Source organism: Cryobacterium sp. AP27 (assembly GCF_056680495.1).
In genome coordinates, this window is record NZ_CM155285.1 from 2,482,827 (window position 1) to 2,509,379 (window position 26,553).

At 66.6% G+C, this 26,553-nt stretch carries 22 protein-coding genes and 1 rRNA gene; 9 read left to right on the forward strand and 14 right to left on the reverse strand.

Annotation, left to right across the window (positions count from 1 at the left end):
* Positions 1 to 341: 341 nt before the first annotated feature.
* From AC1MB9_RS11790 to AC1MB9_RS11800, 3 genes are all read right to left on the reverse strand, one after another.
* Positions 342 to 1,875: ribosomal RNA gene (locus AC1MB9_RS11790) — 16S ribosomal RNA — on the reverse strand.
* 643 nt (positions 1,876 to 2,518) lie between these two features.
* Positions 2,519 to 4,006 (reverse strand): adenosylhomocysteinase, encoded by a 1,488-nt coding sequence (ahcY, locus tag AC1MB9_RS11795; protein WP_479962136.1) that lies wholly within the window; start codon positions 4,004 to 4,006, stop codon positions 2,519 to 2,521.
* Positions 4,007 to 4,122: 116 nt separating this feature from the next.
* The gene (locus AC1MB9_RS11800) at positions 4,123 to 5,313 is read right to left on the reverse strand and encodes an MFS transporter (RefSeq protein ID WP_479962137.1); all 1,191 of its coding nucleotides are present in this window, start codon (positions 5,311 to 5,313) and stop codon (positions 4,123 to 4,125) included.
* 115 nt (positions 5,314 to 5,428) lie between these two features.
* On the opposite strand from AC1MB9_RS11800, the gene AC1MB9_RS11805 reads away from it, so the two are divergent.
* Positions 5,429 to 5,872: a MarR family winged helix-turn-helix transcriptional regulator gene (locus AC1MB9_RS11805; RefSeq protein ID WP_479962138.1), complete on the forward strand. Its 444-nt coding sequence runs from the start codon at positions 5,429 to 5,431 to the stop codon at positions 5,870 to 5,872.
* Between the two features lie 42 nt (positions 5,873 to 5,914).
* Here AC1MB9_RS11805 and AC1MB9_RS11810 read toward each other — a convergent pair whose 3' ends face one another.
* On the reverse strand, positions 5,915 to 6,148 hold the full coding sequence (locus AC1MB9_RS11810) for a DUF3499 family protein (RefSeq protein WP_479962139.1): 234 nt from the start codon (positions 6,146 to 6,148) through the stop codon (positions 5,915 to 5,917).
* 124 nt (positions 6,149 to 6,272) lie between these two features.
* On the opposite strand from AC1MB9_RS11810, the gene AC1MB9_RS11815 reads away from it, so the two are divergent.
* The 3 genes from AC1MB9_RS11815 to AC1MB9_RS11825 all read left to right on the forward strand — a co-directional run bounded on the left by AC1MB9_RS11815 (position 6,273) and on the right by AC1MB9_RS11825 (position 9,337).
* Positions 6,273 to 6,719: a metallopeptidase family protein gene (locus tag AC1MB9_RS11815; RefSeq protein WP_479962140.1), complete on the forward strand. Its 447-nt coding sequence runs from the start codon at positions 6,273 to 6,275 to the stop codon at positions 6,717 to 6,719.
* A 226-nt stretch (positions 6,720 to 6,945) separates the two neighbouring features.
* Entirely contained in the window at positions 6,946 to 7,626 is a 681-nt protein-coding gene (locus tag AC1MB9_RS11820; RefSeq protein WP_479962141.1) for a hypothetical protein, read from the forward strand.
* Between the two features lie 133 nt (positions 7,627 to 7,759).
* The gene (locus tag AC1MB9_RS11825) at positions 7,760 to 9,337 is read left to right on the forward strand and encodes a glycosyltransferase family 39 protein (protein WP_479962142.1); all 1,578 of its coding nucleotides are present in this window, start codon (positions 7,760 to 7,762) and stop codon (positions 9,335 to 9,337) included.
* Here the strand turns inward: AC1MB9_RS11825 and AC1MB9_RS11830 are convergent.
* Positions 9,334 to 10,755 carry a glycosyltransferase 87 family protein gene (locus tag AC1MB9_RS11830; RefSeq protein WP_479962143.1) on the reverse strand — a complete coding sequence of 474 codons (1,422 nt, stop codon included), beginning with the start codon at positions 10,753 to 10,755 and terminating at the stop codon, positions 9,334 to 9,336. The genes AC1MB9_RS11825 and AC1MB9_RS11830 overlap by 4 nt on opposite strands.
* A 120-nt stretch (positions 10,756 to 10,875) precedes the next feature.
* Here AC1MB9_RS11830 and AC1MB9_RS11835 point away from each other — a divergent pair, with 120 nt between their 5' ends.
* Together AC1MB9_RS11835 and AC1MB9_RS11840 are read left to right on the forward strand one after the other, a co-directional pair.
* Complete coding sequence (locus tag AC1MB9_RS11835) at positions 10,876 to 12,141, forward strand: molybdopterin-dependent oxidoreductase (protein ID WP_479962144.1); 1,266 nt, start codon at positions 10,876 to 10,878, stop codon at positions 12,139 to 12,141.
* Positions 12,138 to 12,650 (forward strand): hypothetical protein, encoded by a 513-nt coding sequence (locus AC1MB9_RS11840; protein ID WP_479962145.1) that lies wholly within the window; start codon positions 12,138 to 12,140, stop codon positions 12,648 to 12,650. Before AC1MB9_RS11835 ends, AC1MB9_RS11840 begins: the two co-directional genes overlap by 4 nt.
* Here the strand turns inward: AC1MB9_RS11840 and AC1MB9_RS11845 are convergent.
* The 3 genes from AC1MB9_RS11845 to AC1MB9_RS11855 are packed head-to-tail and all read right to left on the reverse strand — an operon-like array spanning position 12,599 to position 14,636.
* Positions 12,599 to 13,303, reverse strand: coding sequence for a class I SAM-dependent methyltransferase (locus AC1MB9_RS11845; RefSeq protein WP_479962146.1), 705 nt, complete (start codon positions 13,301 to 13,303; stop codon positions 12,599 to 12,601). The two genes, AC1MB9_RS11840 and AC1MB9_RS11845, sit on opposite strands and share 52 nt — an antisense overlap.
* On the reverse strand, positions 13,300 to 13,971 hold the full coding sequence (locus tag AC1MB9_RS11850; RefSeq protein ID WP_479962147.1) for a TIGR04282 family arsenosugar biosynthesis glycosyltransferase: 672 nt from the start codon (positions 13,969 to 13,971) through the stop codon (positions 13,300 to 13,302). Before AC1MB9_RS11850 ends, AC1MB9_RS11845 begins: the two co-directional genes overlap by 4 nt.
* A complete protein-coding gene (locus AC1MB9_RS11855; RefSeq protein ID WP_479962148.1) occupies positions 13,968 to 14,636 on the reverse strand; it encodes a glycosyltransferase family 2 protein in 669 nt (222 codons plus the stop codon). The genes AC1MB9_RS11850 and AC1MB9_RS11855 overlap by 4 nt, the downstream gene beginning before the upstream one ends.
* Positions 14,637 to 14,738: 102 nt before the next feature.
* Here AC1MB9_RS11855 and AC1MB9_RS11860 point away from each other — a divergent pair, with 102 nt between their 5' ends.
* Together AC1MB9_RS11860 and AC1MB9_RS11865 are read left to right on the forward strand one after the other, a co-directional pair.
* Complete coding sequence (locus AC1MB9_RS11860; RefSeq protein ID WP_479962149.1) at positions 14,739 to 15,533, forward strand: response regulator transcription factor; 795 nt, start codon at positions 14,739 to 14,741, stop codon at positions 15,531 to 15,533.
* Complete coding sequence (locus AC1MB9_RS11865) at positions 15,530 to 16,468, forward strand: sensor histidine kinase (protein WP_479962150.1); 939 nt, start codon at positions 15,530 to 15,532, stop codon at positions 16,466 to 16,468. The genes AC1MB9_RS11860 and AC1MB9_RS11865 overlap by 4 nt, the downstream gene beginning before the upstream one ends.
* A gap of 199 nt (positions 16,469 to 16,667) precedes the next feature.
* Here the strand turns inward: AC1MB9_RS11865 and AC1MB9_RS11870 are convergent, their stop codons facing one another.
* Both AC1MB9_RS11870 and AC1MB9_RS11875 read right to left on the reverse strand, forming a co-directional pair.
* The gene (locus tag AC1MB9_RS11870; protein WP_479962151.1) at positions 16,668 to 17,729 is read right to left on the reverse strand and encodes an NAD-dependent epimerase/dehydratase family protein; all 1,062 of its coding nucleotides are present in this window, start codon (positions 17,727 to 17,729) and stop codon (positions 16,668 to 16,670) included.
* On the reverse strand, positions 17,726 to 18,595 hold the full coding sequence (locus AC1MB9_RS11875; RefSeq protein WP_479962152.1) for an MTAP family purine nucleoside phosphorylase: 870 nt from the start codon (positions 18,593 to 18,595) through the stop codon (positions 17,726 to 17,728). Before AC1MB9_RS11875 ends, AC1MB9_RS11870 begins: the two co-directional genes overlap by 4 nt.
* 135 nt (positions 18,596 to 18,730) lie before the next feature.
* On the opposite strand from AC1MB9_RS11875, the gene AC1MB9_RS11880 reads away from it, so the two are divergent.
* Positions 18,731 to 19,663, forward strand: a complete 933-nt coding sequence (locus AC1MB9_RS11880; protein ID WP_479962153.1) for a DNA-3-methyladenine glycosylase family protein — start codon at positions 18,731 to 18,733, stop codon at positions 19,661 to 19,663.
* 3 nt (positions 19,664 to 19,666) lie between these two features.
* Here AC1MB9_RS11880 and AC1MB9_RS11885 read toward each other — a convergent pair whose 3' ends face one another.
* The 4 genes from AC1MB9_RS11885 to AC1MB9_RS11900 form a co-directional block, all read right to left on the reverse strand.
* A complete protein-coding gene (locus AC1MB9_RS11885) occupies positions 19,667 to 20,140 on the reverse strand; it encodes a PKD domain-containing protein (RefSeq protein WP_479962154.1) in 474 nt (157 codons plus the stop codon).
* Positions 20,141 to 20,562: 422 nt separating this feature from the next.
* On the reverse strand, positions 20,563 to 21,129 hold the full coding sequence (locus AC1MB9_RS11890) for a hypothetical protein (protein WP_479962155.1): 567 nt from the start codon (positions 21,127 to 21,129) through the stop codon (positions 20,563 to 20,565).
* A gap of 104 nt (positions 21,130 to 21,233) precedes the next feature.
* Positions 21,234 to 22,694 carry a DUF5719 family protein gene (locus AC1MB9_RS11895; protein ID WP_479962156.1) on the reverse strand — a complete coding sequence of 487 codons (1,461 nt, stop codon included), beginning with the start codon at positions 22,692 to 22,694 and terminating at the stop codon, positions 21,234 to 21,236.
* The gene (locus AC1MB9_RS11900; RefSeq protein WP_479962157.1) at positions 22,684 to 26,439 is read right to left on the reverse strand and encodes a glycosyltransferase; all 3,756 of its coding nucleotides are present in this window, start codon (positions 26,437 to 26,439) and stop codon (positions 22,684 to 22,686) included. The genes AC1MB9_RS11895 and AC1MB9_RS11900 overlap by 11 nt, the downstream gene beginning before the upstream one ends.
* Between the last annotated feature and the right edge of the window lie 114 nt (positions 26,440 to 26,553).

Consider the following 26,553-nt stretch of genomic DNA (forward strand, 5'->3'; position numbering starts at 1 on the left):
CCGAAGTCCCACAAATTTAAGATGCTCGCGTCCACTGTGTAGTTCTCAAAGTACGGGCGGTACCCCTCGAAGCCGGCGATTAATGCCCACAACAAGAAGTCCAGAGGAAGGTCCAAACCACCGAAGTGATCCGTTCCGGTCCCTCAGGACCCAACAGCGTGCTCATGCAAGTCTCTCCACCCCAATCTTTTCCAACCTCCGAAGAAGCGTACTTGAACCGAACTGGCCGTTCTTACATCAATGTCAATGTTCCACCCATGAGCGCCATCGAAAACGTTCGTTTCCGTATGACTGGCAATCGTATTCCGCTGTATACAGACGGGATTGCACGTGCTCCTTAGAAAGGAGGTGATCCAGCCGCACCTTCCGGTACGGCTACCTTGTTACGACTTAGTCCTAATCACCGATCCCACCTTCGACAGCTCCATCCCTTACGGGTTTGGCCACCGGCTTCGGGTGTTACCGACTTTCATGACTTGACGGGCGGTGTGTACAAGGCCCGGGAACGTATTCACCGCAGCGTTGCTGATCTGCGATTACTAGCGACTCCGACTTCATGAGGTCGAGTTGCAGACCTCAATCCGAACTGAGACCGGCTTTTTGGGATTCGCTCCACCTTGCGGTATTGCAGCCCTTTGTACCGGCCATTGTAGCATGCGTGAAGCCCAAGACATAAGGGGCATGATGATTTGACGTCATCCCCACCTTCCTCCGAGTTGACCCCGGCAGTATCCCATGAGTTCCCACCATTACGTGCTGGCAACATAGGACGAGGGTTGCGCTCGTTGCGGGACTTAACCCAACATCTCACGACACGAGCTGACGACAACCATGCACCACCTGTATACCGACCTTGCGGGGCGACTGTTTCCAGCCGTTTCCGGTATATGTCAAGCCTTGGTAAGGTTCTTCGCGTTGCATCGAATTAATCCGCATGCTCCGCCGCTTGTGCGGGCCCCCGTCAATTCCTTTGAGTTTTAGCCTTGCGGCCGTACTCCCCAGGCGGGGAACTTAATGCGTTAGCTGCGACACGGAGACCGTGGAATGGTCCCCACATCTAGTTCCCAACGTTTACGGCATGGACTACCAGGGTATCTAATCCTGTTCGCTCCCCATGCTTTCGCTCCTCAGCGTCAGTTACGGCCCAGAGATCTGCCTTCGCCATTGGTGTTCCTCCTGATATCTGCGCATTCCACCGCTACACCAGGAATTCCAATCTCCCCTACCGCACTCTAGTCTGCCCGTACCCACTGCAGGCCCGAGGTTGAGCCTCGGGTTTTCACAGCAGACGCAACAAACCGCCTACGAGCTCTTTACGCCCAATAATTCCGGACAACGCTTGCACCCTACGTATTACCGCGGCTGCTGGCACGTAGTTAGCCGGTGCTTTTTCTGCAGGTACCGTCACTTCCAGGAAAACCCAGTCACTTCTTCCCTACTAAAAGAGGTTTACAACCCGAAGGCCTTCGTCCCTCACGCGGCGTTGCTGCATCAGGCTTGCGCCCATTGTGCAATATTCCCCACTGCTGCCTCCCGTAGGAGTCTGGGCCGTGTCTCAGTCCCAGTGTGGCCGGTCACCCTCTCAGGCCGGCTACCCGTCGTCGCCTTGGTGAGCCATTACCTCACCAACTAGCTGATAGGCCGCGAGCTCATCCTTGACCAAAATTCTTTCCACCCCAGAAGATGCCTTCCAAGGTCGTATCCGGTATTAGCTACAGTTTCCCGCAGTTATCCCAGAGTCAAGGGCAGATTGCTCACGTGTTACTCACCCGTTCGCCACTGATCAAAGAAGCAAGCTCCTCATCACCGTTCGACTTGCATGTGTTAAGCACGCCGCCAGCGTTCGTCCTGAGCCAGGATCAAACTCTCCGTAAATGTTTGAATAGCTACCCAACCGAAATCGAGTGCCCATCTAGTGCACCAAGTCGCCGGAATAGGCGAACAAGATGCAAGTTTGAAACTAGCAAGAACAAATCATTACTGACTTGCTTTTGTTATTTTGCGTGATCGAAACCACGACTTTCACTTCATATTCCAAAGGAATCTCCCGGCTGCGTACCCGCTAGAAACGGGACAACAACCACGAGGTATTTGGCATTTGACATTGTGCACGCTGTTGAGTTCTCAAGGATCGGACGCACCCAGCTTCACACCCTAACGGGCACTCTCGCTGAGGCAACTTGTCTAAGTTAGCCACCCTGCTCGCCGCTGTCAAGTCGAGCGAAACGCCGGTTTCGCAGCCGCCGAAGCACACCACAAAACCCACGACTCAGACCTGGAAACCAGCGAGATGGGAGACTTACAATTCTAACCACGAGACAACGTTCATACAAGATGAACAACGGCTGTCTTCACGGCTTCGAGATGGTCCCGCATGAGGCCGAAAAGCTAAGCAGCTTTCCGCACCTGTGGGGTGACTTAGAAGACATTACGGCCATTCCCCAGGCCACGCAAATCCACCCCCAATCCCCCCACATCCCGGGCGCGCCGCACCCCCGGGCCCCCCGGCATCCGTCGGCTAGTAGCGGTAGTGGTCGACCTTGTACGGACCGTCGACGGGGATACCGAGATACTCGGCCTGTTCGGGCGAGAGCACGGTGAGTTCCACGCCGAGCGCGTCCAGGTGCAGACGTGCCACCTTCTCGTCGAGGTACTTGGGCAGCACGTACACGCCCACCGGATACTTCTCCGGTGAGCAGTAAAGCTCAATCTGGGCGAGAACCTGATTCGTGAAGGAATTGCTCATGACAAACGAGGGGTGCCCGGTGGCGTTGCCCAGATTCATCAGCCGTCCCTCGGACAGCACAAGGATGCTGCGCCCACTCGGCAGCCGCCACTCGTCGACCTGTGGCTTGATCTGTACTTTCTCGGCTCCGGCCAGCACCTCGAGGGCGGCCATGTCGATTTCGTTGTCGAAGTGCCCCACGTTGGCGATGATGGCCAGGTGTTTCATGCGCAGCATGTGCTCGGTACGGATGACGTTGAAGTTTCCCGTGCCACTCACGAAGATGTCCACCTCGTCGACCACGGATTCGAGTTTGGCCACCTGGAACCCGTCCATCGCGGCCTGGAGCGCGTTGATCGGGTCGATCTCGCTCACAATCACTCGGGCGCCCTGGCCTTTGAGCGCCTCGGCGGCTCCCTTCCCCACATCCCCATAACCAGCGACGAACACGACCTTGCCGCCGATCAGCACGTCCGTCGCGCGGTTGAGGCCGTCCGGAAGCGAGTGACGGATGCCGTATTTGTTGTCGAACTTGCTCTTGGTGACGGAATCGTTCACATTGATCGCCGGGAACAGTAGGGATTTTCCTGCAGCGAGCTCATACAATCGGTGCACTCCCGTGGTGGTCTCCTCGGTAACGCCGAGCAGATCCGCGGCAACCCTTGTCCAGCGATCCGACGAGGAAGCCAGAGACACGCGCAGGGCGGCCAGGATCACGCCATACTCCTGACTGTCGGAGGCCGCATCGGCGGGAACGACACCGGCCTGCTCAAACTCGCGCCCCGTATGCACGAGCATGGTGGCGTCTCCCCCGTCATCGAGGATGAGGTTCGGCCCCGTCCACGTCTCCCCCGCCACGGCGGCCTCATCGCTCCAGTCGAAGATCTGGGTGGTGCACCACCAGTATTCCTCGAGCGTCTCCCCCTTCCAGGCGAACACGGGCACGCCGGCCGGGGAATCCACCGTTCCGGTCGGGCCGACCGCAATGGCGGCAGCCGCTTCGTCCTGGGTGGAGAAGATGTTGCAGCTCGCCCACCGCACTTGAGCGCCGAGTGCCACCAGCGTTTCGATGAGCACCGCCGTCTGCACGGTCATGTGCAGCGAGCCGGCGATGCGGGCCCCGGCGAGCGGCTTCGATTCGCCGAACTCGGTGCGCAGGGCCATCAGGCCCGGCATCTCGTTTTCGGCGAGACGCAGCTGGTGCCGACCCGCCTCCGCGAGCGAAATGTCGGCGATCTTGTACCGGAAGGCAGCGGACGTGGACGGCGAGGCGACAGTCATGGCCCTATCTTGCCAGTTTCCGTCCCGATGGCGAGGGAAAATGACGGATGGCGTCGCCGCGAGCCCTCGGGTCGGGTCTCCGGCCACGGGCATCCGCCCGAAGCAGAAGTCGATCTCTAAATCAGCGCCGGTTCGGGAACGGCGGCCGAAACCGCGGCGGGGGCGACGGCGGGGGCGCGGCGGGCGGCTACGAACATCACCACGGCGGCGAGGAACGCGGCACCGGACCCGGCCCAGATGGGAGCCGTGTATCCGCCGCCCATGGTGATGAGGGTACCGCCGAGGAAAGCCCCGAGGGCATTGCCAAGATTGAAGGCGCCGATGTTGGCACCGGACGCGAGGGTGGACGCCCCTGGCGCGTAGCGCATCACACGCATCTGCAGACCCGGAACGATTCCGAAGCCGAAGCCGCCCATCAGCACGAGCGAGGCGAGGGTGGCGATCTGGTTGGTGGCGGTGACAGCGAAGAACAGGAGCACCAGGGTGAGGCCGGCCAGCAGAACCAGCAGGGAGCGATCGAGGGCGCGGTCCGCGGCCTTGCCCCCGAGCACGTTTCCAGCAAACAAGCCGGCGCCGAACAGAACGAGCAGCCACGGCACGGTTGCGGCGGCAAAACCGGACACCTCTGTGAGGGTGAAGGCGATGTAGGTGAAGGCACCGAACATGCCACCGAAGCCCAGAACGGTGACGCCGAGTGAGAGCCACACCTGCGAGGAGCGGAAGGCCCGGAGTTCACCGCGCAAGCCGCCGGCTGGCGCCGGGGGCGTGGCCGGAACGAGAACGGCCAGCCCGATGAGCGCGACCACACCGATGATGGTGATCGCCCAGAACGTGGAGCGCCAGCCCAGAGCCTGGCCGAGGAGCGTGCCGAAGGGAACGCCGAGCACGTTCGCGGTGGTCAGTCCCGTGAACATGATCGCGATGGCGCCGGCCTTTTTGCGCTCCGGCACCAGGCCGGCGGCCACGACGGAGCCAATCCCGAAGAAGGCACCATGGCACAGTGCCGCGATGATACGCCCGGTGAGCATGAGCTCGTACGTCGGCGCGAGTGCCGAAATCATGTTTCCCACGATGAACAGCACCATCAGGGCGAGCAGCACCCGCTTGCGGGAGAAGCGGGTGACCGCGGCCGTCAGGCCGAGGGCGCCGACAACCACGCTGAGTGCGTATCCCGAGATGAGCCAGCCCGCGACGGCCGGGGTCACGGCGAAATCTGCCGCCACCTCGGGCAGCAGCCCCATGATCACAAATTCCGTGAGCCCGATGCCGAACCCTCCGAGCGCGAGGGCAATAAGACTGATCGGCATGAAAGACTCCAAAGAAAGTGGTGCGCGGACGATATGCCGCGTACGCTGGCTATTGCAAGCGCGGTTTATATAGTTGCACACGCCCGCTATCGGCGCAAGCACAGAGGAGTCAACCATGAGCATCAGAGACGACGCCGTCGAATTGCGCGCCCAGGGATGGCGCACGCTCGCGGCCCTCCACGCCGCGATCGAAACCGAACTGGAGCGCGCACTGCAGGCATCCGCCGCCCTGTCGGTGGTGGAATACACCGTTCTGGACGCTCTGAGTCGCCAGGACGGCTGGCACATGCGCATGCAGCAGCTCGCCGGTGCAACCGCGCTCTCGAGCAGCGCCACGACAAGGCTCGTGAATCGGCTCGAGGACCGTGGCCTGCTCACGCGCATTCTCTGCGCGGACGATCGTCGGGGAATCTACACCGAGCTCACTCTCGCGGGCGAGACGCTGCTGCTCACGGCCCGCCCCGTTCACGACGCGGCGCTGGAACGAGCCCTGGCCGCCGCACGCGAGGCACCCGAACTCGCCCCGCTTGTCGACGCACTACACGGCGTAACCGTCTAGCGCGGTTTCTCTGCGGAACGGCCCCGCAGGAGGACGGCCCCGTCAGATCGCGGAGCCCTCCGCCTCGGCCTGGTCGGTGAAGACGCGGTGACGCACGAGCTGCCACCCCTGGGGCGCGGCCGTCCGCGCCGAGTGACGATCACACAGGTCGAAGCTGTGCGGGTCGTGGTCGATCGACAGCGGGCCCAGAACGGCCATCGAATCGGCATAGTCAAAGGTCAGCGTGGCCACGGAGGGTTCGCCGCAGGCGATTCGAGAGCACGGCCGATTAGACATGCCCTCAGGCTAACCTCGTGCGGGGACGCATTGTCGTTGGCGCGGCGGCTTGTCCGATGTCACGCCCGAATGCGGTGGCACGCACGACCGGCACGCCCCACACCGACAGAAGTAGGATGGGCGCATGTCCAGATCCCGCCGGTCCGCCATCCCCGAGCCCACGGTTCGCGGTCGCGGTCGCGACCGTCATGGACGCGGCGTGCGCAGCTCGGTCACCGGCCCCTTTCTGCCGCCGCTACGCACGCGCATCGACCTCTTTGAGCTGACGGTGACGTCGACGGTGGATTACCTGCGCGGCGTCTGGGCCGAGGAACTCGCCGACGCCGTGTTCGAAGTTGCCGCCGGCCCGCATTCCGTGGTCAGCGACGTCGGCGTCGAACGGTGGATGGTCACCCCCGCATCTCGTCGAGTGATCTTCTACCGGCTGCCCATTCAGCGCCTTTCTCGTTTGCACAGCAACGACGAGGTGCACCAGCGCATGATTATTGAGACCTGCGTGTTCCGCGGCATCGCCGAACTGCTCGGCAAGGATCCCTGGGAGCTTGCTCCCGATCGCTTCCGCCACTTCTAGAACACCCAAGTCGCCTCGAGCCGGGCCGGTCGGCGGCGCTTCGCGGCGGATGCATGGACGACACTGCCGCATGATTGCGCCGTGTGCGACGGGCTGGCTGCTGTGTCTGGTAACGGAATGGTAACGGAACGTGTGGGTTCCAAACCTTTTCGGGGATGAGACCGAACACCATGCAGACCTCATCACCACCACCAATCACAGCAACTCAGACAAGGACACCCACCTCATGCGTACATTCTCCAAGACCATGATCAGCCTCGCTTCCGCTGGAATTCTCGTTGCCGGCCTCGCCGCCTGCTCCACCGGAACCACGGCCACCGCCGAGTCGGGTTCCGGGTCGAGCTCGTCCAGCGCCCCGACCGCTGAAGCGCCTCTCGCCTCGATCCCCAGCCTCTCGGGTGTGGACACCGCGGTTCTGCTTGACGCCGACTTCGCGGCCGCCCTCGGCAGCCTGGGCCTGACGCCGGGCACCGTCGGGGACGCGACGCTCGAAGAGGGCAGCCTGCACTTCCCCATCACCGGCGGAAACGTGGACTACTTCGACCCGAACGGCACCGTGCGCCCGTACGTGCAGGGCTCGCTCGAGCACGAGGGGTCCGGCTTCTCACTGACCGCCGGTGACACGGTTGTCGAACTGACCAACTTCACGATCGACCCGGGAACCTCCGAACTGTTCGGTGACGTGAGCGTCAACGGCGAGTCCGCCGCGACGCAGGTTCTGCTCTTCGACCTCTACGGTGGAACCCTCAAGCCCCTCGAGATGGACGGCGACAACGCCATCCTCACCGGCACCACGGTGCACATCTCCGCTGACGCCGCCGGACTGCTGAACTCCACATTCAAAACCGACGCCGTCGCCGACCAGCTCCTCGTCGGCATCGCGACCATCACCGTCGCCACCAAGTAACCCGCACCACCCCCACGGGGCCCGTCGCACACGCGACGGGCCCCTCTTTCACACCCCACACCCGGCCAGGTGTCAGCTGCATCGGGCTACTCTCGGGGGTGAGTTCTCTCGCACCCATATCAAGGACAAGACCATGACGGCATCTCCCGAGACCGCCCGGCCTCTTCGCGCGCTGACGCCCCGCCGATTCGGCGGAACACGCACGCGCGACGCCGTGGTCGTGGGCGCCGTCGCCTTTCTCATCGCCGCGGCATTTTCCTGGGTTCCGTCCATTTGGTTCGATGAGGCCGCCACCATCACCTCGTCGACCCGAAGCTGGCCCGAGCTCTTCCGCCTGCTCGGCAGCGTCGACCTCGTGCACGGCGTGTACTACGCGGCCATGCACGTGTGGTTCGACCTCGTGCCCTATTCACCCTTCACCTTGCGTCTTCCCTCCGCCATTTTCACCGGCCTCGCCGCCGCACTGATCGTGTGGCTCGCCGGATCCTTCACCTCCCGCCGCACTGCTCTCTTCGCCGGCCTCGCCTTCAGCGTGCTGCCGCGCATCACCTGGGCCGGCGAAGAGGGCCGGTCCTTCGCCCTCGGCACGACTCTGGCCGTTCTGCTCACACTGGTGTTCCTCGCCGCATGGCGCCGCGGAGGCGCACCCCGCGCGGTGCGCGCCCGCTGGTGGGCGCTCTACTTCGCGATCGCCGTGGTGAGCACCGCGGTCTTCCTCTACCTCGCACTCCTCGTGGCGGCCCACGGTGTGACCGCCATCTGGACGTGGCTCAGCCGGCGGCGTTCCGATTCGCCCGCGGCGGGGCGCCGCGCCGGCCTGCTCGGCTGGCTCGCGGCATCCGCTGGCGCCGCCCTGCTGCTCGTGCCCTTCGCGCTGGCCGTCTCTGCGCAGAGCAAGCAGGTGAGCTGGATTCCGCCGGTCGGCAGACAGACGCTGAACGACGTGGTGGTGTGGCAGTGGTTTGCCCTCAATCCGGCGTTCGCCGTGGCCGGGTGGACCCTCGTTCTTGCCGGGCTGGGGGTGCTCGTTCACGATGCCCGGCGCGACCGCGCGCGTGAGCGACCGGTGTCTGCCATGCCGAGCCTCCTAGCCGTAACCGTGCCGTGGATCGTCATTCCGACGCTGGGCCTCATCGTGGTTTCGCTGCTGATTTCCCCGCTCTACTCCCCGCGGTATCTCACCTTCGGCGCGCCCGCCGTTGCCCTGCTCATGGGCATCGCCCTCGGCTCCCTGCGCCGCACCTGGCCGCAAGTGCTCGCCATCGCCGTGCTGGTGGCACTCGCCGCACCCCAGTACGTTGCCCAGCGGATGCCGCAGGCCAAGCAGAATTCATCGTGGAGCGAGGTCGCCGCCCTCGTCGCCAGTGAACGAGCGCTGCACCCGACCGACGGGGCCGTCATCTACGGCCCGGTGCGACACCACCCGGCAGCCAACAGCCGCCTGATCGCCCTCGCGTATCCGGATGCGTTCACGGGACTCGTCGACGTTAAGCTCAAGACCCCGGGCGCCGACGCCGGCACGCTCTGGGCCACGCAATATCCCCTGGCCGAGGTGACAGATCGAATCGACGGTCAAGACGAAGTGTGGCTCGTCACGAGCGACAAGCAGGACTGGCGTCCGAGCATCACCACGAAGCTCGCCGCGCTCGGGCTGCACGTTGATCAGGAATGGAATCTGACCGGCACCAACGTGCTGCGTTTCGTTCGTTAGACGCGACCGGCTGACGACCTGGCCGAAGCGCGCCGGTCCAACCAGACCTTGGGTGCGCGCACCAAACGCCCGGTGGCCCCCGGGCCGGCGCGACGCAGGGAAACGGCCACGATCACGATTGCGGCCAGCGCCATCGCAATCTGGGTGACCTCAGGCGTTGGTTCCAGCAGGCGCAGGCTCAGGGCAAGCGGCACCATGAGCCATTCCCACCGACCGCTGAGCGCAACGAACGGCAGCAGCAGCAGCGCGTACCACGGGTAGCGCGGGCTGACGATGAGCAAGGTGCTGCCGATCATCACGAGCTGACCCACCCACGGCTCGGCCTGGTTGGTCAGAAAGAACACGAGCAAGGCGATCCCGACGAGCAGCACACCGGCGACGACAATGGCCGACTCGCCCGGAGCGAACAGAGAGATCAGGGCAAAGCGCGAGCCGTCTTGATAGCCCTCCTCACTGAGGTACCCGGGCAGATACCCGAGCACACTGATGCCCGTTGCGAGCACATAGGGCACGTACAGCAGGGCGAAGGTGACGATCGAGGCAATGATCACCTTCCACCCTCGGTGACGCAGCATCGCAGGTGCGGCAATGACGGGGATGAGCTTGGTGGCGATCGCGACGCCGAGCATGATTCCGCCCCGCCAGTGGCTCCCGGAACTGACGAAGAACACGGCCGCGAGCGTGAACACCACGCCGAGCATGTCGACGTGGGAGTTCGTGACCGCCTCCGTGGCCACCAGAGGACACCACGCCCACAGGGCGGCGCGGCGAAGATCAATGCCCCGGCGTTTCATCCCCAGCAGCAGCATCACCGTCGTGCCCACGCTCAACAGAAGTCCGGCGAGCTGGAGCGGCCAGTACCGGGCGCTCGGTCCGGTGACGGCTCGGACCCCGGCGAAGAAGATTTCGCTCGCCGGCGGATAGATCGTGGGAACGTTCGAGCGATTCAACGCCGAGCAGAACAGGTCACCGGACTGGTCCTTGTGCGCACGCTGGATGCGTTCTCCCGGGCACACGGCGTCGCCACGCTTATTGACGACCGGCTCCTGAAACAGCCACTCGGGGCGCAGGTCGTCGAGACGTTCATCCGTCGGCGGATACGCGTAGGGCGAGATGCCGGCATTTTGCACGATGCCATCCCAGGCGTAGCGGGCGGAATCGGTGCTGGTATTCGGCGGGCCCACCATGGCGGCACCACCGATGGCGACCGAACCCACGAGAACGAGCACCACCACGGCTCGCCCGCTGACCCCGCGCAACGCCAGCAGAGCGAGAACGAACAACAGCCACAGCCCTCCCGTGCAGGCCATAAGCGCGGCCGAATCCGGGTTCGGCCGAAAATTGTCGTAGCTGAGAACCGTGTATCCGGTGAGGGCAGTGCTCAGCAGCAGGAGCACAGAAACCAGAACAATTCGCACCCTGCAATACTCGCCGACTTCGGGCGTCGGCGGGTACACCCGGCGCCGTGCATACGCCCTGTCACCCAACCGTAATGATTACGGCCCTCCTGACACGCGCAAGTGGTGTGAACTGGATACATGCGGCGATTGATGTACGAGGCCCAGCGAGCGTTGGCGTCGCCGGTGCGAAACCCCCGGATGGCCACGGTCATCGGGCGACTCCTGGGCGCTGCCTTCCTCATCTGCTTCGGCACCGGGCTGTACAGCCACTTTTTGCAGGAGCCCCTCCCCGGCATGCACTTCGCGACGCGCCCCGCCTACCTGTATCAGTTCACCCAGGGCACGCATATCATCGCCGGCATCGCCTGCCTGCCGCTGCTGCTCGCCAAGCTCTACATCGTGTTTCCGGCGCTCTTCGCCTGGCCGCCGGTGAGGTCGTTCTGGAATTTTCTCGAACGCGCGTCCATCGCCCTGTTCGTGGGAATTTCGCTCGTACAGATTGCCATCGGCCTGCTCAACACCTACCAGTGGTACCCGTGGCCGTTCCCGTTCCGTCAGGTGCATTTCGCGCTCGGCTGGGTGCTCATCGGTCTCTTGGTCATTCACATCGGCATGAAACTCCCGCTGATCACCCGCTACTGGCGCAAGGCGCCGGACGGCAGCGAACCCGAGAACCTCTCCGAAGCCGCGTCCCCGGATCGGTCAAAGAATCTCGAAGAAGTACGCCGGTGGGGCGGCACTCGCCCCACCGGCGTCACCGGACGCCTGCTCGACTACATTGATGCGACCCCCGCCAGCCGCAGCAGGGTGAGTCGGCGCGGCTTCCTCACCACCGTGGCCGTCAGTGCCACCGCGGTCGTGGGCCTCACCGCCGGCCAGACCGTCACCCCCCTCGACGCCGCGAACGTGTTCGCCCCGCGCAAGAAGGGCGTCGGCCCGCAGGGCGTCCCCGTGAACCGCACCTCCACGCAGGCCAAGGTTTCGGACGCCGCCATGGACGCCGGCTGGGCGCTGACCGTCGTCTCCGCAGGGACGGAACACACGTTCACGCGCGCGCAACTGCTCGCCATGGAACAGACGGAGGTGCGACTGCCGATCGCGTGCGTCGAGGGGTGGAGCCAGATGGCCACCTGGCGCGGCGTTCGTCTCCGGGACCTCGCCGACGCGGTGGGAGCGGATGCCGGCACCTCGTTCCGTCTGATCAGCCTTGAAGAACGCGGCAGTTTCAGCAAAACCCAGATGGGTTACGAATACGTGCGCGACCCGCTCACCGTCGTCGCACTTGAGCTCAACGGGGAGACCCTCCATCTGGAACACGGCTACCCGGCTCGTATGATCGCGCCGGGCCGTCCCGGTGTGCTGCAAACCAAATGGCTCAGCCGAATCGAGGCAATAGACGCATGAGCGATCAGCTGAGAACCGGCAGCGGCAGCCGAGCGCCGGAGGCCCACGAGACACGCCTGATGCGCGGCATCCGTCTGGGGCTGATCGGCCTGGGCGTCGCTCTCCTCGCCTGGGGCGCCTACGTGATGCTCGACACGGTGCGGGTGACGCGGCTGCCCGGCGTGGCCCTGTGGATCATCGCCGCGATCATTCTGCACGACGCGATTCTCGCCCCGATCGTGTTCCTGATCGGCGTTCTGCTGCGCCGCGGCGGCCAGCGGCTCGGCGCAACCGTCGTCGTCGTGATTCAGGGATTCATCGTGGTGGGCTCGATCGTGTCGCTCGTCGTCGTTCCCGTGATCGTGGCCGTCAATTACAAGAGCGCCAACCCCACCGTTCTGCCCCTCAACTACGGGCTCAACCTGGCCGTCTTCTGGCTGGTGCTCGCCGTGTTGACGGCGGGCCTGGCCGGGTGGCTCTACTCGCGCGCAAAGCGCACAAATGAACGACCGGACACGCGCCACTCCTGAACCAAGCGAAGGCCGGCTGTTTCGGCGTGCGGTCGCAGCGCCCGTGCCCCGATTTCGGACCACGGGAACGGGGCGCTGCGGCGCCCCTGGGCGTCTTCGAGGGTGCCCTCATAGCTGAGCTCCTGATCAGGGTCGGCGCTCACCTCGATGACGAGAACACCTCCGCTCGCCAACAGGGCGGCGCACCGGTGCATCAGCGCGCGAGGGTCGCCGCCGATGCCGATGTTGCCGTCGACGAGCAGCAAGGTTCCCCAGGTACCCTCCAGCGGGATGGGTTCGAACACGGAGCGGTTGAGCACCGTCAGCCCGGCGGCGATGGCGATCCGCACGGCCGTCGCTGATACGTCAACGCCCACCGCGGACAGGCCGAGCGTGGACGCCGCGCGCAGCATCCGGCCGGGGCCGCAACCGATGTCGAGCACCGGGGAGGCAGCGCCGATCAGCAGCGAATGGTCGGTGTCGTCGGCATCGGCGCTCCACCGGGCGGCATTCATCGCGGCGGGGGCGGAGCTGTCCGGCGAGCGCACGCCGTGCAGGTACAGCACGTGTGAGGTGCCGAGCAGGGCCTCGGCATACGGTTCGGCGCCTCCGGCACCGAAGGTGGCGTCGGTCTGCGCGGGCGACCGATAGCCACGAGCTGAAGTGAGCGTCATCGGCGTGATCCCTTCTGGGCGAGGAACGGGTCGAGAGGGGCAGAAATCGGTGCTGCGGCCAGAATTGTAGCGAGAGTAGCAGCGAAGCGCCCGTTCGGGGCCTCGGACGCGACGAAATGTGCGTCGTCGATCGTGTCGACGTCCACGAGCGGCGGCAGGTGGCTCACCCGGAGGCCGGCATCCGTGAGGCGGGCGAGCTGGTGCGCGCCCGTGTCGCATTGGGACATGGGTACCCCGAGGATCAGGGAGCCGTCCGGCTTGTTCATGGCGAGCGCCCAGAAGCCGCCGTCTTCGGCGAGGCCGAGCCAGGCATCCGTGTCGACGGCCGTGTCGAAGACGGGCGCGAGAAGCTCGGCGGTCACCTGCGGGGTGTCCATGCCGATGAGCACGGTGGGCTCGTCGAAGGAGTCGAAAATGGCGGCGAGACGCGCGTCGAGGCCGCCGCTCACCTGCCGCAGTATCTCCCAGCCGGTGGCTGTGGCCGGAGCAACGTCGCCGTCGAACGCAAGAACGTGGCGCGTGGCCGGCAGAGTCGCAGCGGCGATGAGCGTGTCATCGAGACTCGCGGCGGCGAGCAGGGCCGCGTGCTCCAGGCTGAGCGGCGGGTGCAGCCGGGTCTTGACCCGGCCGGGCAGGCATTCCTTGGCGATGACAACGAGAACGGTCATGAGTGGGTCTCCCGCAGCAGCTTGGACATGTCGGAAATGGCGGTGATTGTTCCACGAACGGTGCCGGTCACCTTGCTGCGCCCCACCCGCGGGGCGTAGGGGGTGTCGACCTCCCGGATGCGCCAGTGTGCGTCCGCCGCCCGCAGAAACATTTCGAGCGGGTATCCGCTGCGACGGTCTTGCAGGTCGAGGGTCAGTAGCGCTTCGCGCCGGGCGGCCCGCATCGGGCCGAGATCATGGATGCTCACACCGGTTATTCGGCGCAGTCGCCAGGAAAGATAGGTATTTGCTATTTGTGCGTGCACGGGCCAGGAGCCGCGGGTGGTGGGACGGCGGCGCCCGAGCATCAAATCGTCGGTTCCAGCCTCGATCGGATCGACGAGGCGCGGCAGATCGCGGGGGTCCATGGACGCGTCGGCGTCACAGAACGCCGTGACCGGGGCGGTGGAGTGCAGGAGCCCCGCATGGGCGGCGGCGCCGAAGCCGCGACGGGCCTCGTTCACCACCAGGGCGCCGTGCTCCCGGGCAACGTCGGCGGAACCATCCGTTGAACCGTTGTCCACCACGATGGCCCGGTATCCTTCCGGCAGCCGAGAGAGCACCCACGGGAGGGCGCCGGCTTCGTTCAGGCAGGGAAAAACCACATCTACCCTTGTCTGAGTCATAGATCGACTTTAGGTGGGAACATCTGGTGAAACGCTGTAAGCCCCGGCACGGAAGCCGAATGCGCCCGCAGTCGGCGGCAGCGTCTGACCTATCCTGAGAGGGTGACACTCACCCCGCATTCCGGATCCGTGCGCACCGATCCGCTTGCCGGGCGCCGCATTCTCGTGATCGATGACGACCAGATGGTGTCCGAAGTGGTGTGTCGCTACCTGCGCGCGGCCGCGTTCGAGGTGAATCAGGCCTCCGATGGTGCCAGTGGTTTGCGGCACGCCGAGGACATGCGGCCCAACCTCGTGATTCTTGATCGGATGCTCCCCCAGCTGGACGGAATCGAGGTCTGCCGGCGAATCCGAGCGTCGCTGTCGATCCCGGTCATCATGCTCACCGCGCTCGGCGAGGAAGAAGACCGCATCGAGGGCCTGGAGGCCGGCGCCGACGACTACCTCACCAAGCCGTTCTCACCGCGCGAACTGGTGCTGCGCGTGCAATCCGTGCTGCGCCGCACCGGCCAGGAACCGACACCGGAGGGCGTCATCTCGGCCGGGGACTTCACGCTCGACCTCGCGGCACACGAAGTGCGGCTGCGCGGCATCCCGCTCGTGCTCACCGGCCGCGAGTTTGACCTGCTCGCGCACCTCATCGGACACCCCACCACGGTGTTCAGCCGCGAAGACCTGCTCCGTTCGGTGTGGGGCTGGGAATTCGGCGACCTGTCCACGGTGACCGTGCACGTGCGCCGCCTGCGCGAGAAGATCGAGGCCGACCCGGCACATCCGCTGTTGCTCAACACGGTGTGGGGTGTGGGTTACCGCTTCGACCCCGTACAGGGCGGCCAGGGCAGCGCGCCGCCAGAGGGATCCGTGGCGCCCGCTCCCGCGGCAGGGTCCGAAGAATGACACCGGGCGATCTGGCGAGCGTCGCCACCGTCGCCCTGGTCGGCGCGGGCCTGCTGAGCGTGCTGGCACTGGGCGCGCTGGTGGTGGCGGCGCGGCGCATCCGCTCTCGGCATGTGGCGGAGGATTCGGTGTCACAGACGGTCACCGCCGACACCGACTCGGCGCCGCTGGCCGAGGTGCGCGCCGAACTCGCCCGCACGGCACGGCGGCTGGCCGAGGCTCGAGAGCTCGAAGTGCGGGTCGAGGCCAGCCGCCGAGAACTCGTGTCGTGGATCTCGCACGACCTGCGCACGCCGCTCGCCGGAATTCGAGCGATGGCCGAGGCGCTCGAAGACGGCATGGCACCCGACCCGGAGCGGTATTACCGGCAGATTCGCGGTCAGGTGGACCAGCTCACCGGCATGGTCGACGACCTGTTCGAACTATCGCGTATTCACGCAGGGACGCTTCACCTCACCCTGGAGCAGGTGCCGCTCTACGACCTGATCAGCGACGCGGTGGCGGAACTCGCGCCGGTGGCGACCGCGAAGTGGCTTGACCTGCGATTCGAGGGCGAGCGAGGCCTGTCCATTCACGCCGACCCGCGAGAGCTGTCCCGGGTGGTGGGCAACCTCGTGATGAACGCCATCCAGCATTCGCCGCCGGGCAGCCGCATTGTCGTCTCGGCCACCCGCCACGACCACGCGCTCGCGTCGATCGCCGTGCTCGATTCTGCGGGCGGCATCCCTGACGACGACCTCCCACGGGTCTTCGAAGCCGGGTGGAGGGCCAGTGGACCGCGAACACCGGCCGAGTCGGGACTGCCGACGGGCGGCGCGGGCCTCGGCCTCGCCATCGTGCAGGGCATTGTGCGGGCGCACGGCGGAGAAGTCTCGGTTCTGAACACCGCCGACGGATGCCGCTTCGAGGTCCTGCTGCCCGTCGCCCCCGCGTGATCCCGCCGGCGTCCGCCCTGCCGCCCGGTTCCGGCTGATCCCGCCCGTCGTCCGCCCGGCCGCACGGTTCCTAGTTCAGGAGATCCGCTCCCGCGGGGCGCGGAGGTGCCGGAACGACGCGGATCTGCCGGCACCAGCCCGAGGATCTCCTGAACTAGCAACCACGGGCGAGGTTGGAGGGATCCCCGGCTGCGGCGCGCTAGTGCTGCACGGCGGCGCGGAGCGGGGCCGAGGCGAACTCACGCACGCCGTCTTCGAAGGTGATGGCGGGCATCCACTGCAGTTCCCGGCGCACGCGCTCCGATGACGCCGTAATGTGGCGCACGTCGCCGAGCCGGTACTCCCCCGTGACCACGGGAGCGGGACCGTTCGACGCCGAGCTCAACGCCTCGGCCATTTCACCGATGGTGTGCACGGTTCCGCTGCCCACGTTGAACGGGCGAAACAGGGCCTCCGTGGCATCCCGAGTGAAATCGATCGCGGCGAGGTTAGCGGATGCGATGTCGCGCACGTGCACGAAATCGCGGCGCTGGGCGCCGTCCTCGAACACCCTGGGGGCTTCACCGCGCTCCAACGCCGAGCGAAAGAGCGACGCGACACCGGCGTAGGGCGTGTTCTGAGGCATGCCCGGACCGTAGACGTTGTGGTAGCGCAGCGCGATGGCACGTCCGCCGGTTGCTCGGGCCCACGAGGTCGCGATGTACTCCTGGCCGAGCTTCGTACCGGCATAGACATTGCGGGGGTCAAGCGGGTCATCTTCGGAGATCAGCGCCGGGTGCAGGCGGTCCCCGGTAACCTCGTCGACCGGGTCGAAGCGGCCGGCATCGAGGTCGATCGCGCGGCGGGGTCCGGGGCGGGCCGGGCCGTGGTGTCCGACGTAGCTCCCCTCGCCGTAAACGACCATCGACGAGGCCAGCACCAGTCGATCAATCCCGGCAACAGCCATTGCCGCGAGCAGCACGGCCGTACCCACCTCGTTGCTGGTGACGTAGTCGGGGGCGTCTGCAAAGTTGACGCCCAGACCCACCTTGGCGGCCTGGTGGCAGACCACATCGACGTCGGCGAGGGCGTCCGCCACATCGTTGGGGTTGGTGACGTCACCGTGAATGAAGTCCACTCTCGCGTCCATCGCGGGCGGCGCTCCATGCACATCGGCGCGCAGCGAATCGAGCACACGCACGCGCCAGCCACGTTCAAGGGCTTGTTCCACGATGGCGCCACCGATGAATCCGGCGCCACCCGTGACGAGAAGATGCGTCATTCTGTGGCCAAACCGGCCGGTACCGCCTCGGGGCGCACAACGCCGCGAGCCAACGCGGCGCTCACCTCGGCACTGGCGACGAGTTCTCGCGGCTCGAAGTTCTCGGGCAGTCCACGCAGGATCGCGTCGATCGCCGTGAGAATGCGCGGCTGCGCCGCCCTCAACCGATGAAACACGAGCGATGCCGAGACGGCTTCGGTCGCCTCGAGCGGGGTCAGTCCGGCATCCGCGTCGGTAACGAAGGACAGGTTGACGGTGCCCATGTTGAGTTCGGCGGCGAGGACCACTTCGGGATACTGCGTCATGTTCACGATGTGCGCCCCGATGGAACGAAACCAGGTGGATTCTGCGCGGGTCGAGAAGCGCGGGCCCTGGATGACAACGACGGTACCTGTGGGAGAGAAGTCTTCGCCGAGCACTGTGAGCGCCTCAATGGCAATGCGTCGCAGGGTGGGGTCGAACGGGTCTGCTGCGGCCAGGTGCTGCACCGATCCCTGGTCGAAGAAGGTGTCGGCGCGCGCGGTGGTGCGGTCGATGAACTGGTCGGTCACGACGAGCATTCCCGGCGGGTACTCCGGGCTCACGCCGCCGACGGCCGCGGACGAGATAATGGCGCGCACACCGACCGAGGCGAGAGCCCAGATGTTGGCGCGGTAGTTGATGAGGTGCGGTGCTTCGCTGTGCCCGGAACCGTGCCGCGGGAGAAAAGCGACGGTGCGGCCCGCGCGCTCACCGACGGTGACCTGCGCCGTTCCGTAGGGCGTGTCGATCTCATGCGTGGTGGACAGGCTCGAGCCGAAGAGCTCGTACAGTCCCGAGCCGCCGATGACGGCGACCTCCGCTTTCGCGGGGGTGGTGATGGTCACAGATGGCTCCCAGAAGTCGTAATTGTGTGGATTCAGTCTTTCACGCCGGGTGGCAGTCCGTCCGTTATTGCGGGGGTCGAGGCCGTGCTATTTCGCCGCCGGTGCCTATTCTTGAAGGGACGATTCGAAGGACATATGCTCGCCTCCCCGCCGCACGCCGACGCTTCCTCCACGTGGGAAGCTCTGTTTGCGACCAATCTCGTGCTCACTCTCTCGAGCCTGCGCCATGGCATGTCAGACCCCACGCACGCAGTGGCCGGCGACGGCGCCGTGTGGCGCACGACGCTCACCCACGACGGGCCGGCGTCGCTGCGCTTCACCCAGTCCGGACTGCACACGATTCGGTGCGAGTCATGGGGACCCGGCGCCCGTGCCGCGGTGGAGGCTGCGCCGGAGATGGTCGGCGCCCTCGACGATCCCTCGACCTTCCGGCCCGGGGATGCACGGTTGAGTGACGCGCACCGACGCTGGCCGGGGTTGCGCATCCCGCGTACGGGCCGGGTGTTGGAGTCGCTTATCCCTGCCGTGCTTGAACAAAAAGTGGTCGGGGTGCAGGCGACCGCGTCCTGGCGCCGGCTTGTTCGCGCCTACGGCACGGCGGCGCCCGGGCCGGCGCCCCTGAACATGATGGTCGTCCCGGCCAATCGCGCCTGGCAGCTCATCCCGTCCTGGGAATGGCACAAGGCAGGCGTCGATCCGCGTCGCGCCGGGATCGTGCAGGAGTGCCTCGGCCTTGCCCGCCAGCTCGAGGCCGCAACACTGCTGAGCGCAGCGGATGCATCTGCTCGCCTCCGTGCCGTGCCGGGCATAGGAGCGTGGACGGCCGCGGAAGTTGCGCAGCGCGCGTTCGGGGATGCCGATGCGCTGTCAGTGGGTGACTATCATCTGTCCGACGTCATTGGGCACTCTTTGTTCGGGCGTCCCTTCACCGACGAGCAGATGGTGGAGGCCATGGAGAAGTGGCGCCCTCACCGCTATCGGGTCGTGCGCTTGCTGCAAGCCAGCGGCACCGCGCAGAAGCCTCGGCACGGCCCGCGAATGTCGTTCGTCGACCACCGCAATCACTGAGCACTAGCAGCCGATGCCGGCGGGATTCTGCAGGCAGTCGTGAGCCACGAGCACCGTCTTGATGTGCCGCACGGCCACCGGTAAGGGTGGTGCGGCCGCCGCGACCGTGCCGACCACCGCGGTCCACGAGCCACCGCCCACTCGATACTGCGCCCGGTACTCCACCGTGACGCCTGCCACGACATCCCCGCGCACGTCATAGATGTGGCTCGTGTCGGTGACCGAGAACTCCGGAACGCCGAGGTCCGCCCACGTCGCGCCGCCGGTCCCCGACGTGAGCCGGCCACCGTCTCCGAAATCCCAGTGAAACGCGACCGGTGTGAACCGAACCTGCGCCGCACTGCCCAGCAACGTTCCAGACACCTCATGAACGGATGCCGCACCCACGAAGTTCGCCGCCAATCCCACCAGGGCCACCCCGTTGGGCTCCATGGACTGCGTTGGGGCGAGCGGGGCGAACCCCGCAAGATCGCTCACGCTGGTGATCGTCGGTGCCGTACACGTCGCACAACCCGGCACCACCGCCACCGGGATCGCGGACACCGCATCCGGAGCGCCGAAGGACCCGCCGATTCCGAACCTCGCCGGGACGAAACCGGGCGGCGCGACGGTGACGTTACCCGACGCGTTCCCGCCGCCGCCCTGACCTGGGCCGCTCTGACCTGGGCGGTTCTGATCGCCGCCACGACTCGCGCCCTCCTGGCCCCCGCCGCGCGAGCCGCCGGACGCCCCCGTGCCGGGAGTCGACGTGTTCCAACCGGCAGACAGGTCGACCGTCCCGTGATCGGTAACCGCGCCCCTGACTGGGCAGACTTCGACTTGCACGGAGCCGGCTACACAATTGTCGGCAAGCGCGGCCGAGACCTGCCCAAGCGCGAGTAGACTCCCCACAAGAATTGCTAGCAGAAGTCGGCGCCGGACCATGGTTCTTCCTTGTCAACGAGGAGATCAATCGCGTTCTTGTCGCTGGAAACAAATGAGACTCGGAAGGCGACCCGGTCTCCCCGGTTCGCAGGCGTCACATCCGCGTCGTGCGCATCGTGAACCCTGACTTGACTGACGTCAATGCACAGATACACGGCCACCGAAGCGCGACCGACCGCGTCGTCATGGTACCGAGCGAGCGAAACGGTGTCGAAACTAGACGCACCCGTTGTCCTGCGCGCGCTCTCGCGTATCCCCGCAAGTGCACCCCGCACGACCGGGTCATATTCAGGTGTCACCAGGTGGGAGATCACATTTAGATCGGTCGCGCCGTCATGGTTGATCTCATCGGTCAGCGCCAGGTATTCCCCGTACGTCGCCGCGGCCGCGGCGAGGGCCTCGTCGTTCGAGGCGAAGACCGGAGCGACGACCGGGTCGGGGTCGTTCGTCCATACGGGAACGGGGGCAGCGGCGCATCCGCCGAGGGTCATCGCCGCCATCACCATCGAACCGGCCACAAACCCACGAGTAGAAGCGCGCATGCGGTCAATGTAGAACACTCCGGAACGCCTGGGGAGTTATCCACAGGGCCAGATCGTGTATCAGTCGGGCCGGTCGCCGCGCGGCGACCGGCCGCGCGGGCGGATCAGTGCACGTAGACGGTGATGGGTGCCGCGAGCGGACCGGCCGGCCGTACCGCGAAGGAAGAGAGTGCGCCGTCGCCGGAGTACCCCACGGCGGCGACGACGGCGTCGGGCCCGGATACCGCGTAGTTCGTGCCGGCGAGAAGGGGCACGTCCACCGGCGTGCCTGCGGGCACGGCGATGGTCAATCGGGCACCGCCCTCCGGCGCCAGCGTGACGCGGGCACCCGTCGTGGCGGGGTTGAAGAGGTGCAACACCGGACCGGGGCCGGGTGCGACGCTCAACAGAAAGTCATCGGCGAGGGCCTCCGAGGCGGTGAACCACGCGAAGTCCTTGCTGGTGGTGCCCGTGGTTTCGGTGCGTGCGGCGGCCACGACGGGCTGGTCTGACGTGACCTCGATCGAGAAGGTTCCCTCGGTGAGCGACGGCAGGGGAATGTCGGTGGCGATGCCGGGCTCCAGCTGCACCTCGGTCGACGTTCCTGCCGTGCCCGCGGTGGTACTGACGACGCCGACCTGCACGGTGGCCGGCTCAATGCCGGTGACGAGAACGCGCACGCTCGGCGTCCCCTCCGGCACTCCGGCATCCGTGCCGTTGTCTTCGGCCGCGGGTGACGCCAACAGGCGCACGCCCGATATGAGCTGGCGCACATCCGGACCGGTCGACGGAGCGATGAGCTCCACGCCGTCCGGTTCAATGCCGCGAATGCTGCTCTGCTCGAGCGTGGCCGTCGTCTGTCCGCCGCTCGACTGCACGTGCACGACGGGAGACTTGAGGTTCGGCGCGAGGCCGGCCAGCGACACGACGCGCTGCTCGCCCGGCTGCACGAGAATGCCGGTTGCTCCGGGTGCATCGACGATGCCGGCTTCACCGAACACACTGATATCAACGGTGGCAAGCACGGTTGTGGGGTTGCTCAGCAGCACGAGGCTCGTGCGGCCCACATCGGTTGAGCCGCCGACGAGCCACGCGTCGCTGGTTGCTTCGGCGCAGGCGTCCGCGGTGAATCCGGCCAGGGTCTCGGTCGCCACCGTCTGCGACTGGCTGCCCGCGATCAGCGGCGCTTCCGTCGCTCCGTCCTCGGCGAGCAGGCTCAGCATGAGCGGCGCGGCGTCTCCAGAGGAGTTGTCGACCGCGGTGAGGTCTCGTGCGGTGACGGGGAGGGTATCGTCGCTCGCGGCCGTGGTGCGTGCCGTGTGCACGGACGCTGCTTCGCCAACGGATGTCGCCGCCTGCGCCTGACTCGAATCTTCCGCCAGGTGCAGCACAGGTCCGGGGCATACCCGTTTCTGCTCGCTCGGCATGGGCGTGACGAGTTCCGCTACCGGAGTTGCGGTGATCGTCGGCCACGGCACCGTGACGCCGCCGCCCACGATCCCCACGGCGAGGGCGGCGCCGATGATGCCGACGGTGGCGGTGACTGCACGCTTGCCGATGCGGGCCGGTGAGGAGTTACTGGGCATTGTCGGTCGCCTCTGGCTTCGTCGGGGGTGTGTCGGAGCCGGCTTCCGGATTCGTGGCGTCCTCGTCGGCGATCTGCGGCCGCTGAGGCGGCGCGAAGGCCTGCTGCCGTTTGCGCTCGAGTCTGTCGGCCGGCGATTCGAACGTCGATCGGCGCGGGCCGGCGGGTAGCACGGGTGCCTCGGGACTCGCTGCCTCGCGTGCGGGCGGTGCCCACCGGTCTGTGTTGGGTGTCACCGACTCGGCCTTGCGCGGTGTTTCATCTGCCGCGGCCGGCTCCGGCGGAGTGTTCTGGCCCGGATTGGTCGTCGCGGCGCCGGCCGGCGAGACGGTTTCGGACGCCCGGTCGTTCGAGGCGGCGGCGGGGGCCGTGGACAGGCGTTCCTCCTTGGCCGCGCCCCTGGCCGCGGTGGCGTCCGCCCTGGCTGAGGTCCTGGCTGCGAGGGCGTTGCGCTTTGCCGCAGTCTTCGCTTCCTTGGCCTCGTCTTTCGCTGCCCTGGCCTCGTCTTTCGCTGCCTGCTTCGCTGCCGCCGCATCAGCTTTCGTCCTGCTGGCGTTCGTCTTGGTCGCGGCCTTTCCGGCCGCTGTCTCGTCGTTCGCGGCAATCTTCGCCGCCGTCGCGGCGACCTTCGCTGCGCTGGCGTCCGTCCGGGTCGCCGACCTGGTCGCGATGGCGTCGGACTTCATGGCGGTCTTCGCAGCGTTCGCGGCCGCCTTCGACTCCGCACGAGAGAGACTTGGCGATGCCCCCGTGTACGACCCGCCCGACGGGGAGTCGGTGGGTTCGGCCGGGACGGCTGTGACGGTGACCGGGGCGGCCGCGGACACCGGGGCATCCGAGGTCACAACCCTGGTGCGGCCGATGCGCCGCCTGGGCTTGGCCCGTTTGGCATTCTCGCGCGCGGCGCGCCGAATCGCTTCCCGGTTGGCTTGGCGAACGGCTTCCCGCCCGGCGCCGGTCGGAATGGAGAGCAATACGGTGACGCCGATCACGACGAGGGCCGCCAGCGTCACCAGCAGGCCGTACAGCCCGCCGGCATTCGCCGGAATCTGGGATGCTCCCGGGTCCTCGGACGTTGCTTCGTGCTGCCACAGCCGCCCGAAGTTTGTGTCGCCGACGGGAGCGAGCGCCGCGTTGCCGTCGAGCGCAGTCTCGGTGCGAATAGCCGTGGCTGCGGCCGCGGGGCTCGCGGCGGCCAGCACTCCATTTTCGGCTCCGGGCTCGACCTGCAGCACCACAAAACGGATGCCGAAATCGGCCAGTCCCTGGGCCGAGTCCAGGCCGCTCCGAGAGGCGAGGTTGCCGGCGAGTGCCGCGAGTTCACGCTGGTTGGCGGTGGGGGTCTGGTCGGTGTTCTCCAGCGTCGACTGCTGGTTGAGGACTGTTCCGGTCCCTCGCACCACAGCAGCACGGATGCCACCGTCGGCCTGCGGCGTGACCTGCAGCGTGCCGACCCTGGGGTTGATCTGGGCCTCGGCGTCAACGAACGCGGGCTGCGTGCGCCCCTGTCCCTTCTCGACCACCGACGTGCCGAGCGGGTACGCGGCCAGCAGAGGAATAGCCACGAGCGTCAGGGCAAACGCGGCGGTGAGGCCGGGAGCAAGTGCCACGCGGCGCATGCCGCGCAGGGCGATGATCGCAGCGCCGACAATACCCATCCAGTACAAGCTGAGGCCGGTACCTGACCACACGCCGATCGTTTCGGAGCCAACCGACACCAGGCTGAGATGATTGGCGGCTACAGCGGTGCCGAAGCCGAGCACTGCGAGCAGCAGGGCAACGGCCCCGCTGCGGGCACCATTGAGCAAGAGCGCAACGAGGGCCAGCAGCGCCAGCGGGATGAGCAGCACGGGCACCAGAAGCTCGGCGTTCACGGCCGACAATCCGAGTCGGTCGAGCAGCGGGATCCATCCGCCGAACTCGCCCAGCGGGAAGCCGAGCGCGAGCTGCGCACCGCTCACGGGGGTGGTGGACACCGCCAATCCCGGGTCCGCGAACAGGCCGAGCCAGTTGCCGCGCCGGCCCTGGTCGATGATCAGCGGCCCGAAGAGCGCCAATGCCGGCAGCGGGATGCCGATGAAGCGCATGACGCTGCGTCCGCTGGTGACCAGGGCGACAACCCACAACACGAGAAGCGCGGGCGCGAGCGACGGGGCGCACGCCACGATGGCGGCGAAGAGCAGGGCGGCGGATGCCGACGCCGACCAGGAGCGCGCAGCCGAGAATGCGGCGAAGAACAGCCAGGGAAGAAGCAGGTGCACGAGGATCGCGGCGGGGCGCCCGGTGGAAAGCGCGCTCAGGAACGTGGGCGCGAAAACCCACATCACGGCCGTGAGGGCACGCAGCGAGCCACGCTCGGTGAGACGCGTCGACGCCATCCACGCCCCGATTGCGGCGAGGGGCAGGGCGAGCAGGTAGACGAGAACGAGGGAGAAGGAGGGGGCCCAGGCGGTGAGCGAACCCAACACGGCGAGCACCCCGCCGAACGGGTCGGCGGCGCCCACGAACCCGAGGCCGACGTCGCGCCAGCCGTAGGCGGCGCTGCTCCACAGGTTCGTCAGATTCGCCGAGAGCGGGAGCATACCGCCGCCGGTCAGGGTGCGGGCATTGAGCAGCGGGGCGAACACGATCGCCGCGAGCAAACCGGCGGCGAGCAGCGTCCACGCTCCGCCGCTGGCGAAGAAGCGGATCTCGGGACGATCGCCGCGGATGCCCGCAAGGCTCGCTTCACGCTGCAGCGCGTGGCGCCGCCGCATCTCGGCGCTCGTCACCCGCAGACTCGCGATCGACGCCCAGCCGAGGGTGCGAGTGGCGGCGAGCCGCCGGCGAGCCCTGGCGACTCGTCCCAGATGAAAGGCCGCACCGAGCGCGGTTGCAAATTCGCCCAGCACAGCGCCGGGCTCCTTACGGAGGAGCTGCCCGATGGAGCGGAGAAAAGCGAGCGGGATCAGGGAGAGCCAGTGGAAGGCCAGCGCCCAGCCGGGCGAATACGCCAGTCGTCGGTGCAGCTGTGCCGCGCGTTCGGCGCGCACGCGGCGGCGCCGCAAGCGTCCGCGAGAGGACTGGTTGGGGCCGGCCACGCCGTCTCCCGCCGACGCGACGCGGGCGGCCGCAACGACCGAAACGCGGAATCCGGCGAGTCGAACCCGCACACAGAAGTCCAGCGAGTCGTCGACAGCGGGCAGAGCCGGATCGAAGCCCTCAAGCTGATTCCAAACCGTGTGGCGCACGAGCATGCCGCCGGCACTGACCGCCAGCACGTCGCTGACGCCGTCGTGTTGGCCCTGATCGAGTTCGCTTTCCACGAGCGACACCGTCGTTCCGCCGGGTGTCATGGTCAGGCCGAAGTCGTGAATGTATTCCCGGGCCTCCCACTCCATCACCTTGGGCCCGGCAACGGCCACCGACGGGGAGATCTCGAGCTGCGCCAGCAGCGCCGCGAGGGCGCCCGGCTCCGGGGCGCTGTCCTGCGCGAGCAACCAGAGCATCTCGCGGTCGTGCTCGGGGGGCGCAATTTCGCGCACCCCGGCCGCAATCGCCGCACCGAAGCTCAGGCCGGCGGATGCTGCGATGAATTTTGTCGGTCCGAAGTCACCGAGAAGCTTGGCCGTGGCATCCGTTGACCCGCCGTCGACCGTGATCACAATGTCGGGCTGGCGGGTTTGGCGAGCGAGCGCCTCAAGAGTTCGCTCAAGGTGCTTCGCACCGTTCCGGGCGACAAGGATGGCAGTGACTCGCGGTTGCATAACGTAGACAGCCTAGGTCGGCGATGGCCGACAGAGGTCATGTGGGAGGGCGCGCCTCAAAATTGGGTGCCGGAGCGCCGCGAGCAACACACGCCGCGCGCAGTGAACCGCGTG